Origin of the sequence: Myxococcus sp. XM-1-1-1 (genome assembly GCF_020037095.1) — a bacterium.
Classification (GTDB): Bacteria; Myxococcota; Myxococcia; order Myxococcales; family Myxococcaceae; genus Myxococcus; species Myxococcus fulvus.
This window is the reverse complement of the sequence record NZ_JAIQDH010000004.1, coordinates 367,003-382,634: the sequence shown is the minus strand read 5'-3', so window position 1 is coordinate 382,634 and position 15,632 is coordinate 367,003. Positions and strand designations below refer to the sequence as shown.

The window sequence follows — 15,632 nt, the reverse complement described above, 5'->3', positions numbered from 1 at the left end:
CTTCGACACCCGCCGGGTCCAGGTCCACAGGCCCCCGCTTTCCCCCTCGACACCATGACACTTCGTCTGCTCGCCCCCCTCCTCGCCCTCTGCATGTTCGGTGGCTGCATCGTCCACCGGGACGTGCACCACGACCACCGTCCGTCCAAGTCGAAGAAGTCCAAACACAACAGCAAGCAGTGCCACCCGAGCCAGTACTGGGACGGCGACGAGTGCCGTCACAAGGGCAAGGGCAAGGGAGCACGCAAGCACGACGGGTGAAGTCCCCCGCTTCCACCCGGGGCCCGTCCCCCTCCGCCCGGGAGAGTTGTAGGGTGGCCAGGTGATGCGTCCCGAAGCCGCCGTCCTCCCGTCGCCCGTCCCCGCCCCCGTCCCCGGAGCGCTCGCTCCGGAGCGGGAGGATGAGCGGTGCACGCTGCTGGACGGCGGGACGGAGGCGTATCCCCGGATGCTGGAGGCCATCTCCTTCGCCCGGCATCGCATCCACCTGGAGGTCTACACCTTCGAGCGCGAGGGCGTGGGCGCGCTCTTCGTGGACGCGCTCGTCGCCGCGGCGAAGCGGGGCGTGTCGGTGAAGGTGGTGGTGGACGGCTGGGGCAGCATCGGCAACAGCGCGTACCTCACCCAGACGCTGCGGGCCGCGGGCGCGAAGGTGCGGGTGTACAACCCGCTCACGTCGCTGTGCCTGGGGCGCTCGTGGCGCAACCACCGCAAGATATTGCTCGTCGACGACACGGTGGCGTTCCTGGGTGGCATCAACATCGGGGATGCGTATGCGGCGAAGGGGGACGTGCCCGGGTGGGCGGACCTGGCGGTGGAGCTGCGAGGCGACATCTGCCGGCAGCTCGGCGAGAAGCTCACCGCGGGCGCGGCGGCGCTGACGTCCGGCCAGGTGCGCCTGTTCCTGTCCGGCTTCGCGGGAGGCCACCGGCTGAGGAGGCGCTACCTGTCCGCCATCGACGGCGCGAAGCACGAGGTGCTGCTCGCCCACGCGTACTTCCTGCCCGACGCGGCCTTCGTGCGGGCGCTGACGCGCGCGGCGCGCCGGGGCGTGCGGGTGTCGCTGCTGCTCGCGGGCCGCAGCGACGTCATCTTCGCCAGGGCCGCCACCATGCGGCTGTACGGCACCTTCCTGCGCGCGGGCGTGAGCATCCACGAGTGGACCGCGTCCACGCTGCACGCCAAGGCGGCGGTGGTGGATGGGCAGACGCTGCTCGTGGGCAGCTTCAACCTGGACCCGCTCTCGCTCGTGAATCTGGAGACGCTGGTGGAGGCCGAGGAGCCCGGCGTGGCGGCGCAGGCGGCGCTGTGGCTGGAGAAGCACGTGGCGATGTCCCGGCACGTGCTGCTCGAGCAATGCGGCCGCTCGGGGCTGCAGCGGTGGCTGCTGGACGTCGTGGGCCTGGCGGTGGCGCGCTTCGCGGAGCGCTTCGCCAGCTTCATCGGCCGGCGTCGCAAGCGCTGAAGCCCCCTGGCGTCACGTGGACGTCACACGGGCAGTGGGGAGCGCTCCGCCGAGTGGTCGCTCCCGTCGATGACGTGCTGCGCGGGGCGTCCGGGGGCTCTACACTGCGCTGACGCCCGACCATGCCAAGACGCCACCCCCTCCAGCCCGTACTCGCCGCCATCGACGTGGGGACGAACGCCGTCCGCTTGGAGCTCGCCCGGCCGGATGCCGACGGGGCGCTCGAGACGCTGCACCAGGAGCGAGATCCCATCCGTCCCGGTGAGGGCGTCTTCGCCACGGGCACCATGCCGGAGGCCACCGCCCAGCGGCTGCTCTCCACGCTGCGCCGGTACTCAGCGCTGTGCCGCCGTCACAAGGCGCAGGTGCGCGCGGTGGCCACCAGCGCCCTGCGCGAGGCGCGCAACGCCCCGGAAATCGTCCGCCGCGTGCGCGAGGAGTCGGGCCTCAACCTGGAGGTCGTCAGCGGCAAGGAGGAGGCGCGCCTCATCTGCCTGGGCGTGCTGCACCGCAAGCCGCCGGGCACCCGCTCGCTGCTCATCGACATCGGCGGGGGCAGCACGGAGGTGGCCACCGCCGTGGGCGAGCGGCCCGACAACCTGTGGAGCCTGGGGCTGGGCTCGGTGCGGCTCACGGAGGTGTTCGACGCGTCGCGCACGGTGACGACGAAGCAGCTGCGCCTGATGCGCGGCTTCGTGTCGGAGGTGCTGGGCAAGACGCTGCCGCCCAAGCTGCCGCACCTGCCCCGAGTGGCGCTCGGCTCGTCGGGCACCATCAACGCGGTGGTGTCCTTCGCCTCGGCGGAGAACAGCGGCAACGCCACCGTGCGCCAGCTCACGCAGACGGTGGAGGCGCTGGCGCAGATGCCGGTGGAGCGGCGCAGGAAGCGCTTCGACCCCAAGCGCGCGGACATCATCGTCTCCGGCGCCGTCATCCTCGAGGGCGTGGCGAAGTACCTGGGCATCGAGTCGGTCAGCGTCGTCAACCGAGGCCTGCGCGACGGCATCCTGGTGGACCTGCTCTACCGCCAGGAGGCGCACCACCCGCCGGATGACCACAGCCTGTCCGACGCGGCCATCGCCATGGGCCAGCGCTTCTTCTTCGACGAGAAGCACGCGAAGCAGGTGACGCGGCTGGCGCTGAGGCTCTTCGACGACCTGGCCGCCCTGCACCAGCTGCCGCTGTCGGTGCGCCCGTATCTGGAGACGGCCGCGCTGCTGCACGACATCGGCCACGCGGTGAACTACGAGCGGCACCACAAGCACACGTACTACCTCATCCGGCACGCGGACATCCCGGGCCTGTCGGACCGCGAGCGGGAGCTGGTGGCCCGTGTGGCGCGCTACCACCGCAGGAGCCCTCCGGAGCTGGCGCACTCGGGCATGGCGGGGCTGACGCCCACCGAGGCCCGCACCGTGCGCAAGCTCGCCACCCTGCTGCGCGTGGCCAACTCGCTGGACCACAGCCACCACCAGCCCATCAAGGACTTCCGCGCCACCAACGGCCGTGACGGCGTGGCGCTGCACCTGCACGCGCGTCAGCCGGTGGACCTGGAGCTGTGGAACGCGGAGCGCGAGGTGGTGCCCTTCCGCCGCGTCTTCGGCCGCAAGCTCACCTTCCACGTGCACCACACCGCGGGACGCTGACGCACGGCCCCCCGGCTGCTGGCCGGAAGAGGAGGCTGTGCGCGCTTTGCTCCCACCCGGACGGATGCCCACGCTGCAAGGCGTGTGGGTCCGTCCGCGGGCGGGCCCTTTCGTCTTTCCAGACACGGGCCCCCGGCGGGGGAAGGAGCAGTCCGATGAAGGCCATCGTATTCCATGGGATTGGGGACATCCGGCTCGACGACGTGGAGGAGCCCCGGCTGGAGAAGCCCACGGACGCCATCGTCAAGCTGTCGGCGAGCGCTATCTGTGGCACGGACCTGCACATGATTCGCGGGACGATGCCGGGGATGAAGCCGGGCACCATCCTGGGCCACGAGGGCGTGGGCTACATCGAGGCGCTCGGCGACGACGTGCGCAACTTCAACGTGGGCGACCGCGTGGTCATCCCGTCCACCATCGCCTGCGGCAACTGCGTGTACTGCCGCGCGGGCTACCATTCGCAGTGCAACGACGCGAACCCCAACGGCGCCGCCGCGGGCACGGCCTTCTTCGGAGGCCCCGCGCCGACGGGCCCCTTCCACGGCATGCAGGCGGAGAAGGTGCGCGTGCCCTTCGCCAACGCGGGGCTGGTGCGGATTCCGGACGGCGTCACCGACGAGCAGGCCATCCTCGTCTCCGACATCTTCCCGACGGGCTACTTCGGCGCGGAGCTGGCGGAAATCAAGCCGGGCGACACCGTGGCGGTGTTCGGCTGCGGCCCGGTGGGGTTGTTCGCCATCGTCAGCGCGAAGCTCCTCGGCGCCGGCCGCGTCTTCGCCATCGACTGCCACGAGGACCGGCTGGAGCTGGCGCGGGCCCAGGGCGCGGAGGTCATCAACTTCGATGAAGAGGAGCCGGTGGCGACGCTCTTGCGCCTGACGAACGGCATCGGCGTGGACCGGGCCATCGACGCGGTGGGCGTGGACGCGGTGCACGCGCACGCGGGCCCCGCGGCGAAGGAGGCCCACGCGCAGAAGGCGGAGCACAAGCGCGAGGTGAAGGAGGCCGCGCCCAAGACGAACCCGGACGGCGACAACTGGGTGCCCGGCGACGCACCCGCGCAGGTGCTCCAGTGGGCGGTGGAGGGCCTGGCCAAGGCGGGCACGCTGTCCATCATCGGCGTCTACCCGCAGCAGGTGCGCACGTTCCCCATCGGCGCGGCGATGAACAAGAACCTCACCCTGCGCATGGGCAACTGCAACCACCGCAAGTACATCCCCCGGCTGCTGGAGCTGGTGCGCACCGGCGAGGTGGACCCCACGGCCATCCTCTCGCACGTGGAGCCCATGGCCAGCGCGCTGGACGCCTACCGCAACTTCGACCTGCGCAAGCCCGGCTGGGTGAAGGTGGAGCTGGAGCCCTCGCAGCTCCAGTGAGCCTTGGCCCTCATGAATCCAGGATGAGGCACGAGTCCCCGAACTCGTGCCCCAGGTAGCCCTTCGCCTCCGCGTGCGCGGCCACGTCTCCGAGCAGGGACAGTGGAGCGAAGGCCTGGAGCAGCGCGTGGTGGCTGGTGCCCGGCTCGTGCATGCCCGTGAGCAGGCCGTCCACCACGCGCGGCACGAAGCCCGGCCCCAGGAGGAGGTCCGTCACCGACTCTCCCGCCACGAGCCTTCCGCCATTCATCGCCGCCCTGCCCTCCAGCGCGCGCACCACCGTGGTGCCCACCGCGACGACGCGTCCTCCCTCCGCGCGCGTGGCCTCCACCTGGGCCACGGTGACGGCGGGGATGTCCGAGCGCTCGGGCCGGGGCAGCGCCGCGTCCAGCACCGCGTCCCCGGTGGAGGACAGGCCCGCCGCGTGGGTGAGGGACGCGAGCCGCACGCCGCGACGGCGCAGGGCGAGCAGCAGGTTCCAGGTGAGGGGCAGTCCCGCCGAGGGCGCCTCCACGGCCCAGGGCCTGGCGCCGTAGCCCGTCTGCACGTGCCACAGGGACAGGGGCGCCAGGGTGTGCGCGTACTGCACGGGGCGGCCGCCCTGGTAGAGCGCGGACCAGAGGTCGGCGCCGTCGTCCTCGAAGGCCACGCGCAACAGGCGCGGCGAGGGCGGCAGCACCTCCACCACCCGCGCGGAAAGGCCCACGACGGTGAAGCGCGCCCCGGCTTCGAGCACGGGCGGCGAGGGGCGGTCCTCGGTGCGCTTGCGCCAATCCCCCGCGCCGAAGAGCACGGCGAGCCACGTGCCGTCCGGTTCGTGCGACAGCAGGCGCAGCTCGATGCGCTCCGCGGCCGCCGTGCGCCCCTGCAGCGAGGCGGGGAACGTGGCCGCGTCGTTCACCACCAGCAGGTCCTTCTCGCGCAGGAGGGAGGGCAGCTCCCTCAGGTGGGCGTCCTGGAAGCGGCGCGCTCGGGGCTCCACGTGCAACAGCCGCCCTTCCTCCGGATGCTCTCCAGGCCAACGCGCGGGCTTCATGCGGCCTCCAGGCGCGAGGCCTCCAGCCGGGAGCCACTGGGCGGAAGCGGGCGCTCCACCAGCGCCACGATGCGAGCGGCCACGTCCTCGGGCCGGGCCAACGTGGAGCGGTCCGCGTCCGGTATCGCGTCGGCGTGCATGCGCGTGTCCATCTCGCCCGGGTCCACGCTGAGGAAGTGCACCCCTGTGCCCTCCAGTTCCGCGGCCCAGATGCGGCCCAGGTGCTCCAGCGCGCTCTTGGACACGCTGTAGGCGCCCCAGCGCGGATAGGACGCCACCGCCGCGTCGGAGGTGATGGTCACCACCAGCCCGCCCCCGCGCACCACCATGTTGCCCACCACCGCCTTGGAGAGCCGGAAGGGTCCCACCAGGTTGACCTCGAGCACGCGCTGCAGGTCCTCGCACGCGGTGTCGAGCAGCAGCGGCAGCGGCGTGGGCCCCAGCGTGCTCGCGTTGTGCACCAGCACGTCCACGGGCCCCACCAGCGACGCCGCCACGCCCACCAGCCGGTAGATGGACTCCTTGTCGCCCACGTCGTAGGCGAGCCCGTGCGCCTCAAGTCCCTCTGCGCGCAGGGCCTCGGCCACGGCCTCCATCGGTTGCGCGTGCCGGGCCACGCCCACCACCCGCGCGCCCCGACGCGCGAAGTGGCCCATCAGGGCCTTGCCCAGCCCCTGGCTCGCGCCCGTCACCAGGACTGCCTTTCCCTTCAAGTCCATTCGGATGTCCTCCTTGCCGGGAGGGATAGCCAAGGGACGTTGATGAAATGGCGTCCACGCCAATCCTTTGGCAGATTGCCATCCCATGCCCCTGGAAGAAGAGGACCTGCCGAGCCGGCTCGCCCGCAACATCCGGACGCTGCGCGAGACGCGAGGCGCCACGCAGGCCCAGCTGTCGAAGCTCGCCGGAGTGCCCCGGGCCACGTGGGCGAATCTGGAATCAGGGACGTCCAACCCCACCCTGTCCGTGCTGCACCGCGTGGCCTCCGCGCTCCAGGTGTCCCTGGAGGAGTTGGTGGCCAAGCCTCGGGCCAGCGCGCGGCACTATCCGCGCGACAGCCTGACGACGCGGGTGCGGGGCGCGGGGCAGCTTCGCAAGCTGCTGCCGGACCCGCTGCCGGGCATGGAGTTCGACCGGGTGGAGCTGCCCTCGGGCGTGCGAATCACGGGCGTGCCCCACACGCCGGGCACCCGGGAGTACCTGGCCTGTGAGTCGGGCGAGCTGGTGCTGGTGGCCAGCGGCGAGCGCTTCCTGCTCAAGCCCGGGGACGTGGTCGTCTTCCGGGGAGACCAGAAGCACTCGTACGAGAACCCGGGCACACGCACGGCGGTGGGCTACTCCGTCGTGCTGCTCGCGCCGCCGTTGTGAGTCAGCCCGCGTCGCGACCGTAGAACCAGGCGGTGAGCGCCAGGCGGTGGGCGTGGGTGGGTAGCACCTCGTGCTCGATGCGCTCGCTCAGGAAGACGACCAGGGTGTCGAGCCTCGGCGGCACGTCCACGGGGGATTCTCCCTCGAGGTGCAGGCGGAGCAGGCCTCCGTGCTCGGCGCGCCAGTCCGGGTTGGCGTACCAGATGGCCGTGGCCCTGCGGTTGGACTTGCCGGGGAAGGCGTCGAAGTGGCGTGAGTAGTGCGCTCCGCCGCCGGGATAGCAGGCGAGCTGGAGGTCGAAGCGTCCCAGGCCCAGGTACGCGCCCGCCGAGAGCGCCTGGCCGAGCTGCTCGAACTGTCGCCAGAGGGCGCCGAGCGCCGTGTCGGGCTCAGGCGTCACCCAGCCGATGAGGTCTCCCCTCACGCGGGTGTCGAGCGTCCGGTCCGCGCCTCTCCGGATGCCCGCGGCATGAAGTACTCCGGATTCCGCCCTCGCCAGCGCTTCTGCCCGCGCCGCGAGGGCTGCTTCATCCCCGAGGAAAGCCGGGCGCGTGAAATACCCCCGCGCGCCCAGCGCCTCCACTTCCTGGACCGACAACTCCACACGTGCTCCTTCCAGCAGCGTGCCGACTCCACCTGGGCGCACCGTGCCCCAGACGCGGGCGGCGCGGAAGGGGATAAACTCGGGGGCCATGATGACGCACCTCACGCGAATCCTCGCCGTCCTGCTGGGCATCGCGGCCGGAGCCCTGGGGGCCGGCTGGCTGCTCAGGCCTCGCGTCCCCGCCCCGCCGGACACCGCGTCCGTGGTGAGCCAGATGCGCGAGGTGGCGCGACTGGAGACGCTGGAGGTCGCGCTCTACAAGAAGGTGACCTTCACGCCCGAGCCGCAGGTGACGGATGCCTTGTGGAAGGACGTGATGAACTGGGCGCGGCACGCCATCCAGAATCCGCACGGCCGCGCCATCGTGTTCGCGGATGCGTACCTGGGATTCGACTTCCAGCGGTTCGGTCCGTCGAACCTGCACGTGGCGGGGACGAAGGTGTACGTGGTGATGCCGCCCATCGACGTGCGCGTGGCGCTGCGCCCCGGGGAGACGGAGGTCATCGACTCCAACCTGGACAGCGAGCAGACGGCGCAGCTGCTGGAGAAGGCGCGGCTCGCGTTCGAGCGGGAGGTGCGCGCGGACACGCGACTGCAGCAGCGGGCGCGGGACTCCGCCGAGCGGGCCCTGCGCGCGCTGCTCGTCACCGTGGGCTATCGCGAGGTGTTGTTCGTGGAGCGGTTGCCGGCCTCTGGCTCGGCGGGGTGACGGTCGCACAAACCTTCATTCGGGAGAGGCCCCCTTCCGAATCAGGATGATGGGATCGCCATCGTGCCAAATCACCAGCGCGGACCGGGATGACGCCATGGCGCTCGCGAGCCCCGCGACATGGTCACCAAACAGGTTCGGATGTTCCTGATCCGTGAGGGCGCCGATGGCGACCCTGTCGTAGGTGGGGAAATGCTCCTGGAAGACGAACTCTTCATCCAGGAGCAAGACCGAGAGCGCATCGCGCCTCATCGCCTTGACCACCTCGCTGCGCCCCGAAGCCCCTTGAAGGGGAGCAGCCAGCCTCAGCGACAAGACGAATCCACCTCGAGCATCGGGCCTGTCGAAGATCAGCACCCCCGAAGCAGTCTTCTGGAAGGCCTCACTCGACATGAACTCCTCGACCGCATCCCATCCAGGCGCCCTGGCGCTGGGCCCAAGCGCCCATTCCTCGAATGACAGGCCCTTCTCCTCGGTCATGGCCGCCTCCAGATCGACATGAAGTTGTGCCTCCACTGGTTGAACTGATGCGGGAGGTGCCACCGCATCAACTCCTTGCTGCCAGGGAACGGGTCCATATGGAAATGAGGCCCACTCTGCTTGACTCCGTTGTTCTTCCAATCCCCAATAGCATCGTAGCGGAACCAATAGGTCCGGAAGGTCGTGCAGGCAGACACGTATCTGCTGGTCGCCGAGTTCACGACGGGCGCCGACACGGCGGACACTGAGGCGAGGACCGCCGGGGCCGAGTAGGCGGCAAAGAAGGTCCCATAGAAGACGCCGACAGTCTGTTGGGCGGCATCCACTTGAACCTGCTCCTCAGGAGTCATCTCGTTGTAGGCGAGGATGTCGCCGACCCCCGTGTCGTACAGTCCGGTCGGATCCACCCGGTTGATGGGGTTGTTGCTCACATACGCGTAGGTGGGCGTGCTCAGACCAGCCGCCGCGCGCGTGGCCGCGAACCGGGCATCCATCAGCAACGGCTCCGGCTGCAGGTACCGTCCGATGCTCGGGTCGTAGAAGCGGTTCCAGTTCTCGAAGAGGTCCGTCTCCGCATCGTGGTACTGGCCGGGACTGCGCAGGGGAATCCAGAAGGGCTGCGCGCCATTCTGGTAGCGCTGGTACTCGTAGGCCTCCACCACCACACCCGTATGGACATTGGGCTGCGGACCCGCGGGGCTCGCGGCGTACCCCACCGTGATGCTGCCCGTGGACGGCAACACCCAATCCGTCACCACCCGCCCCAGTTCCACCCCGCTGTAGCTGGAGAGAGGAACTCCCACTCCGTTGTCGTACAGCGTCACCGAGTCCGGGCCGTTCACGTCATCATCCATGTCCACCAACTGGAAGATGGCCCGCATCCGCACCTTCACCAGGCTGGTGTCCAGCGGCTGACTGAAGGCGGCAATCGACTCGCTGTCATCGTCCGGATAGGGATGGGGCGTGGCCTCGTGCACCGCCCTGCGGTTGACGTGGCCGGACGGCTCGTAGTCCGCCGCTCCCGCCACGCGCCCGACGGAGTCCAACATCAGCACCGGCTTGCCGGTGTGGTCCGTCACGATGAAGCGCTCACCGCAAGCCACCTGCTCTCCGTCACGTCCACACTCCATGGACGTGTCCGGTAGACGCACGTTCGCGCTCGCATCCAGCCTGCCGCGCACCACCAGCAGAGGGCGCCCCGCCAGCCAGACGTAGTCGTCCACCGTGCGGTAGTCGGGGTCCAGCACGTCCTTCCATCCCTGGTCCACCAGCAGCGAGTTGGAGACGTCGTGGAAGAACTCGTCCTTCACACCATTCACCGGATGCGACTTCGCACGGCGACGGCCAAACGCGTCGTAGAAGTACTGGTACGCCAGCCCGTTCACCGACACGGTGCGGAACACCGTCTCGCGCGCCGAGCCCTTGCCCGTGGCCGCAGCCGGCCCGTAGTCCATGTCCAGGACATGGGCGGGGAGATTGGAGCTATAGAGACCTGACTCCTTGCGCTCCACCCGCCCGTCCGCATCGTACGCGTAGCTCACCCGCTGGTGGGCGTCATGCTGGGGCGTCACGCTCAGCAACTGGTCCACCGCGCTTGGAGCGGTGCCGTATGTCATCAGGAGGTTGACTGAGTTGGACGACTGGACCGTACGGTTTCCACGGCGGTCGTAACCGAATGACTGTGACGCGAAGGCCCCCCCCGCGGCGTCGTCGTTCATGCCGGGCCGCGTCGCCGAGGTCAGCCGCAGCGTCCGATCATGACTGTACAGCTCGGTGCGGGGCGTGGTGCCCCCCATCAGACAGGTGTCGATGCGGGCCACCTGGTCCGCCTGCCACGTGTACGTCCGCTTGTACGTGCCCCCACTTCCAGCGCCTGGGGTGAAGGCTCCCGAGGACACTCGCAGCGAGCGCAGGCGGCCCGTCTTGTCCGAGGCCATCGCCGAGGGGAAGGCAGCCGCACAGCCCGACGGCGCCACCGAGCCATCGTCGCCCAGCGCGTACTCCACCGATTGAGCGCCCCCATTCGAGAAGTCCATCTGATAGCCGCGCAATCCACCGTACGGCTCCCAGGCAATGTTGCTCACCACCGTCCGCTCCGCCGCACCGCCCGTGGTGAAGAACGACACGGCGATGGAGGAGACACGATGCGCCCTCGCCCCTGTCCCGTACACATAGCGGACAGCGCGCCCATGGGGATGTGTCATCCCGACCATCCTGCCGGCGGCGTCATACTGGTACATCGTCTCCAGCGTGCGGTCGCAGGCGGCCTCCCCACTCCGTTGCCGCATCTCCCCCAGGACCCGGCCGGAGGCGTCATAGCGGTACCAGGTACGGCCGAAGGAGTCCTCCCGGAACCTCAGCCGTCCCAGGGAGTTTTGGTTCACCACCTCGCCGTCATACCGGTTGCATGAAGCCGGCAGCGGCCCGCCCTCCGAGTCATAGCCCAGCGCATAGAGGTCCTCCGAGTCATGTCCGGGGGTGCTGGGAGCCTCGCGCGTGACGACCTTGGGCCGAGAGAGCAGGTCATGGGAGTACTGCTGCCACTCGCCAGCCTGCCGCATGGTCTCCGTCTGCTTCAGCACGAGGTTGCCGCGCGCGTTGTAGGCATAGCGCACCGGGCCCAGCGTGCCGGGCAACTGCACCCTCACCACGTTGCCGAAGTCGTCATATTGATACGTCGACTCAGGGGTCTGGCAGGTGGCGGCGTCGGAGCAGCCCGTTCGCACCGAGCGGACCTGACCATGGACGTCATATGCGAAGGTGGACGCCTGCGTGACTCCCGTGCTCGGAGCTTCCGTGAAGCTCGTGAGCCGTCCGCCTCCATCACGGCCAAACCTCGCGCACAGCTCGGACAGTGCCTGCGTCTGGGTGTTCAAGCAGAAGTCCGGGGCGCCGTTGAACGGCAGACCGAGGCCCGTCACCTCGTCGTCCTTGTTGAAGGCGGCGACACTCGTGAACGCGCCGCTCCCCGTCCCGAAGCGCGAGTACGTGGGACGGCCATGAGGGTCAGGGTGGTACTCCACCACCCTGCGCGTCTCCACCACGCCACTGGCACCGCGGCTGCGATACTCCGCCGTCTTCAGCGGCTCCCCTGCCGTGGTCCACCGCGTGAAGACGACCGCCTCGCTCCAGTCCACCCCCTGCGCGTCCGCGGCGATCGCCTCCCACTGGACGTGACTCGTCTTGAAGCCCGTGTTGCAGGCGGTCCCCGGCGCGGTCCACTTGCGGTAGCAGCGCACCGAGTAGCCCCCCGTCGGCAGTTGCACCGCGGTGACATCCGCGCCGTCATACAGGTAGTTCGTCGCCAACCCGTTCACGGTCGTCCGGTCCAACCGCCCCCCCGTGTACAGGTACGAGGTCACCACGCCCGAAGGGTCGGTGATCTGCGTGGCATTGCCTCGCGCGTCGTAATCGTTGAAGACCGTCTCGAGCGCCGCCTGGTTCGAGCAGAGGGTGGGCCCTCCGTGGTTGACGAAGTTCTTGATCTTCCACAGTCGGTTGGCGCGGTTGGACAGCTCGACCGCCGGGCCCCCGTAGAAGTGGTACTGGGTGATGGGGAAGTCATTGCCGGCGCAGTCGGTGGCGCCCAGGCCCGCGACCTCGCAGGGTCCATGCACCTCGAGGACCCGTGCGTCGCCGGTGTCCGTCTGCCCCGAGCACTTGTGGTGATTGAAGTAGAATGTTCCCACGTAGCGCTTCACGGGGCCGCTCCAGGTCTGCGTGCCGACGTCGAACCTCTCCGTGTAGCCCTCGTGAATGGTGGACTTCAGTCGGTGCGTGAGGGTGTCATAGGAGCTCGTCACCACCGTCTCCTGCCCCGGCACCAGCACGGAGGCCCGCACGTCCCGCTCCGTCACCAGGGGCTTGAACGGCTCCACCGGCGCGCCCGAGGCGAAGGCGCCGTACGCGTACTCGGTCCGCTCGCTGTACACCGCCGACGAGGGGTTGCCGGGCGCCGAAGCGCCGAAAGAGCGTGACTCCAAGGCCAGCGGCTGGGGAATCACGGACGACGCGGTGCTGTTGGTCGCCACCACGGGACTGAAGATGTGCGACCGCCCCGACTTGCTCTGGTCGTACCAGTGGTACAGGAAACTGCCCTGCAGGTCCTCCCGCAGCGAGACATAGGTCCCGGAGGCGAAGCTCGCGCAGTTACCGGAGACGCACGTCTCCGTGGCCCCGTTGACGTCCAGGTAGGGGAGCTGGGTGAGCCACCGGGTGTTGTAGGTCCGCTTCACCTCCACCTGGGTGCCGGCACTGTCGCCCGCGAGCATGGACTGCGTGGCGGTGGGGGTGCAGTCCATGGAGCCCGTGGACTGAGAGAGGGGGCAGCCCCCCGTCGACGTGCCCATGGACATCGCCCCGCCTGAGGCAGTCGTGGCGGCGGAGACCTTTCCATCCAGATAGGTGTGGGCGCCGACCTCCTCCTCGTTCTCACTCACCGACCAGGAGGTCCCGCCATTGTCCGCGTACGTGAGGACGTCTCCAGTCTCCGGGTAGACGACGGACTGGAGGGCCCCCGCGTACTCGAGGGTGCCGACCTTGACGTAGTTGAAGCGCGCCACGACGGTCTCCGCCGTGCTTCCCGAGTTCGGGTTGTCGCGCAGCGCCAGCCTGTCGATGACGCACTCGTTGCCCTGGGGGCTCCCCGCCGGGTCCACCGCATCATGGTGGCTCTTCACCTGCTTGTAGTAGAGCTTGAGCCTCGCGCCATCCGCCGACGTCACCGTGTCCAGGAAAGGCACGCCATTACCCGTGGCGCTCAGGCCGGGGCAGTCCGGCAGCGAGGGCGCCGCGTACTGCAGCGTCAGGCGGACGCGAGGCGAGCCCGTCCCCGAGAGAACCTCGTCCTCCACCCGCGTCAGGAAGTACTTGTTCGGAAAGAAGGGCTGCGACGCCTGCCACACGGAGGAGTAGACGAAGCGACCCACTCCGGGCTGGATGAGGATGAAGCTGCCCGGCGCGCCCCCCGTCCAGAACAACTGGGAGGAGGACCACTGCGTCGTGGGACGCGGCGTGGCGAAGCACCCGGTGGTGCCCGGGTCACACGCCGTATATTCCAGCGCGGCGCCATCCGTGTCCCTGACAGCCCAGGTGCTCACCCCCGGGATGAAGCTCTTGGGGCGCACGAAGCTGTAGAAGCCATGCCACCAGCGCAACGAGCCACGGGACGTGGGGCTCGCGCCGAAGGGGCTGGCCAGGAAGGGCGCGGCGCCCGCGTTCAACATGGACATGTACTTCCAGGTCCAATCACTGGAGACGTACTTGCGAACGAAGCTGAGCTCTCCCACCGACCCCTGGAGGCTGACGTCCACCTGCGCATAGCGGGTGGTCAGGTCGCTCAGCGCGATGCCCGGCGCTTGCGACTGTGCCAGCGCGGAGGTCGAGGCGCCTCCCGCAGCCGGACCACACTGCTCCGGCGAAGGGATGTTCTTTCGACCCGGGCCGCCACCGCCACCGCCACCGCCACCAGAACGAGGTGCGCTCACGCCGCCAGGGCGCCGGGTGTTCAGGGTATGTCCCGGCACGGGGAGCGTGACGGAGGGCATCGCGGTGCAGACTTCACTCTCCACGAAGCCGTCAGGATGGACCACCTCGGCACAGGCCTCCCGGTCCTCCATGGCCCTGACGCCCCCCGTGGAGGACGCCGAACCCAGCCCTCCCTGTGCCGCGGTGCAGGCATCGCTATAGCTACCGGGCCGGCACACGGTGCCATGCCCGGAGGCCTGCCCCGTCGTCGCATTGATGCTCGGAGCCAAGGCCTCACAGATATTGCCGCATTGGTTGGCGTCGGCGCAGGAGGCCCCTGGTGCACACTCGTACTGGAGTTGCTGGTTGCCTCCATAGGCGCAATGGAACTCCCCCGAGACGTACCCCCCGCTGGTGCACGGCAGGCTGGAGACACAGCAGCGGAAGTTACCTCCGCCCTGGGAGGCGCCACTCGTCCCGAAGGCCGGCGCCTTCATGCAGCCCTCCGGGCTGGAGCAAGCGTACTGGGAGTCCGCCGAGCCCAGGCAGTAGCCGACATCGAGGTTGTCCCCACAGGCGCATGTCCAGCGCGTGTAGCCGCCTCCACTCTTCGGCTCGCAATAGTCGAACGTCTCCGAGCCGGCGCAAGTCTCGTCCGCGACGCCGCTGTTGTTGTCGTCACAGAGGTTGCCACAGACCTCCCCGCCCAGTGGCGTCACGGGCCTGCAGGGGCCCAGCTCCCCGTACTGGTTGCAGACCGCATAGCCCCCCGTGCCGCACTGGCTACAAGCCTGGTGGGCGTACGTGGCGCCGCACTCGCTCCACTCGCCCACGCCCGGCCGCTCCGGGTCTTGAAGACATGTCTGCTGCCCGATGCAGCCACCTTCGGTGGTACATGCGCGCGATGCCGGTGGAGAACAACGCTGCGCGTTCGCGGACTCAGCGCACAAGAGGACCGCAAGGAGCATCAAGCTCCTGAAGAGAGAAGGCATGGAAAGTCGTCCGGTTGTCTGGAACAGGCGTACGAAAATGTCAGGGAAGGCTTGTCGGTGAAGAGCGGCGGCGCTCAGCGCGCGGGCGGGATGCACACCCGTGCCTGAGAGGCCGGCTGAAGCTGGGCACAGCGCCACTCCGAGGGGCAATCCGCGGGCGCAGCGCAGGGCTTGCTGCATACGTACCCTTCGCCCGGGTCCTTGCCCGTGTGCAGACAGAGGCCGGAAGCGCACTCGGCCTTTCCACTCGCCGTACAGTCCATCCCCACCGCCGCCAGCCCCTTCTGGGCGGGTTCCCTCACGCGGTGTTCACCGAAGACAGGGGAGGCCTCGACTCCGCGCTCCTTCGCTGGCGAAGTGGGCTCTTCTCCGCTTCCACTGCACCCCAGTGACAACAGTCCTGCCACGACGAAGACTTCCAGGCTTCGACTCGAGAGCTTCATGGTCCCATTCTTTACAGCGCGAAATCCACACAGAATCCATGCCTGCT

General features: G+C 69.2%; 11 protein-coding genes. 6 read left to right on the top strand and 5 right to left on the bottom strand.

Going from position 1 to position 15,632, the window contains the following annotated elements:
• Positions 1-54 precede the first annotated feature (54 nt).
• The 4 genes from K8640_RS12020 (at position 55) to K8640_RS12005 (ending at position 4,487) form a co-directional block, all read left to right on the top strand.
• Complete coding sequence (locus K8640_RS12020) at positions 55-261, top strand: hypothetical protein (protein ID WP_223747179.1); 207 nt, start codon at positions 55-57, stop codon at positions 259-261.
• 64 nt (positions 262-325) lie between these two features.
• Positions 326-1,465, top strand: a complete 1,140-nt coding sequence (locus K8640_RS12015; RefSeq protein ID WP_223747178.1) for a phosphatidylserine/phosphatidylglycerophosphate/cardiolipin synthase family protein — start codon at positions 326-328, stop codon at positions 1,463-1,465.
• Between the two features lie 122 nt (positions 1,466-1,587).
• Complete coding sequence (locus tag K8640_RS12010) at positions 1,588-3,111, top strand: Ppx/GppA phosphatase family protein (RefSeq protein WP_223747177.1); 1,524 nt, start codon at positions 1,588-1,590, stop codon at positions 3,109-3,111.
• Positions 3,112-3,266: 155 nt separating this feature from the next.
• On the top strand, positions 3,267-4,487 hold the full coding sequence (locus K8640_RS12005; RefSeq protein WP_223747176.1) for a zinc-dependent alcohol dehydrogenase: 1,221 nt from the start codon (positions 3,267-3,269) through the stop codon (positions 4,485-4,487).
• Between the two features lie 10 nt (positions 4,488-4,497).
• On the opposite strand, the gene K8640_RS12000 is transcribed toward K8640_RS12005, so the two are convergent.
• Both K8640_RS12000 and K8640_RS11995 read right to left on the bottom strand, forming a co-directional pair.
• The gene (locus tag K8640_RS12000) at positions 4,498-5,523 is read right to left on the bottom strand and encodes an S-adenosylmethionine:tRNA ribosyltransferase-isomerase (RefSeq protein WP_223747175.1); all 1,026 of its coding nucleotides are present in this window, start codon (positions 5,521-5,523) and stop codon (positions 4,498-4,500) included.
• Complete coding sequence (locus tag K8640_RS11995) at positions 5,520-6,242, bottom strand: SDR family oxidoreductase (protein ID WP_223747174.1); 723 nt, start codon at positions 6,240-6,242, stop codon at positions 5,520-5,522. The genes K8640_RS12000 and K8640_RS11995 overlap by 4 nt, the downstream gene beginning before the upstream one ends.
• A gap of 91 nt (positions 6,243-6,333) precedes the next feature.
• Here K8640_RS11995 and K8640_RS11990 point away from each other — a divergent pair, with 91 nt between their 5' ends.
• Positions 6,334-6,891 (top strand): helix-turn-helix domain-containing protein, encoded by a 558-nt coding sequence (locus tag K8640_RS11990; RefSeq protein ID WP_046718499.1) that lies wholly within the window; start codon positions 6,334-6,336, stop codon positions 6,889-6,891.
• Position 6,892: 1 nt separating this feature from the next.
• Here K8640_RS11990 and K8640_RS11985 read toward each other — a convergent pair whose 3' ends face one another.
• Positions 6,893-7,585 (bottom strand): 2OG-Fe(II) oxygenase, encoded by a 693-nt coding sequence (locus tag K8640_RS11985; RefSeq protein WP_223747173.1) that lies wholly within the window; start codon positions 7,583-7,585, stop codon positions 6,893-6,895.
• 1 nt (position 7,586) lies between these two features.
• On the opposite strand from K8640_RS11985, the gene K8640_RS11980 reads away from it, so the two are divergent.
• Positions 7,587-8,204, top strand: a complete 618-nt coding sequence (locus K8640_RS11980) for a DUF4230 domain-containing protein (RefSeq protein WP_223747249.1) — start codon at positions 7,587-7,589, stop codon at positions 8,202-8,204.
• A 15-nt stretch (positions 8,205-8,219) separates the two neighbouring features.
• On the opposite strand, the gene K8640_RS11975 is transcribed toward K8640_RS11980, so the two are convergent.
• Positions 8,220-8,684, bottom strand: a complete 465-nt coding sequence (locus tag K8640_RS11975) for a hypothetical protein (protein ID WP_223747172.1) — start codon at positions 8,682-8,684, stop codon at positions 8,220-8,222.
• Complete coding sequence (locus tag K8640_RS11970; RefSeq protein WP_223747171.1) at positions 8,681-14,983, bottom strand: RHS repeat-associated core domain-containing protein; 6,303 nt, start codon at positions 14,981-14,983, stop codon at positions 8,681-8,683. Before K8640_RS11970 ends, K8640_RS11975 begins: the two co-directional genes overlap by 4 nt.
• Positions 14,984-15,632 lie beyond the last annotated feature (649 nt).